This window comes from Bacillus sp. FG16, assembly GCF_057809515.1.
In genome coordinates this window covers 1-636 of record NZ_JBMDKC010000299.1, presented here as the reverse complement: position 1 = coordinate 636, position 636 = coordinate 1, and the positions used below count along the sequence as shown (strand labels likewise).

Genomic DNA, 636 nt, shown 5'->3' with positions numbered 1-636 from the left:
AAGAGGTTCAGACACAAAAACAGGCTGTAGAGAAGACTTTCTCCACAGCCTGAAAGAAAGGCAAATGCCTTTCTTTACAATTTACTCTTTATCTAACGGTTTATTTTTTGGGAATCTCTCGTTATCTTCTTCGTTATCACGAATTGTTTTTTGTAACACAAAACAAGACATCGTTAAAAATAATGTTCCAATTAAATAGTATCCTTTTACACTAAGCGTTTCATCTAACGTATAAATCCCAATTAGCATACCTGAAAGCGCACAAACAAATGAAGTCCATTATCTATAAAACTTAAATTTCTTAAACGTGCAACAAACCGCTATATTACGCAGTTTTGTACTATATCAAAGATTATAAATGGCAACACTTTTCTGGTTGTTTGTGACCAATTTGTTACCTTAAAAATTCAAAATAAAACTAACAAAAAATAAAAGAGCACAGCGTGTTAATAAGGTGTTCCACCACCTTATTAACCGTCCGCCTACTAACCTAGGCAAACACTTGCTGTAACTCTTTATGTACCTTATTTTATCGTACATAAGGGTTCCTCCGCAACAGTTTGCTTACATTTTGTGGTATTCTGTTGCTTTTTTATTTTCAAAGGAGACGAGCCCTTATGAAAAAGAAACAAGTGA

General features: G+C 33.6%; 1 pseudogene. It reads right to left on the bottom strand.

Going from position 1 to position 636, the window contains the following annotated elements:
- Nucleotides 1-81: 81 nt before the first annotated feature.
- A pseudogene (locus tag ACODS7_RS32400) lies at nt 82-279 on the bottom strand (YiaA/YiaB family inner membrane protein); the annotation flags it as partial.
- Nucleotides 280-636: the final 357 nt, after the last annotated feature.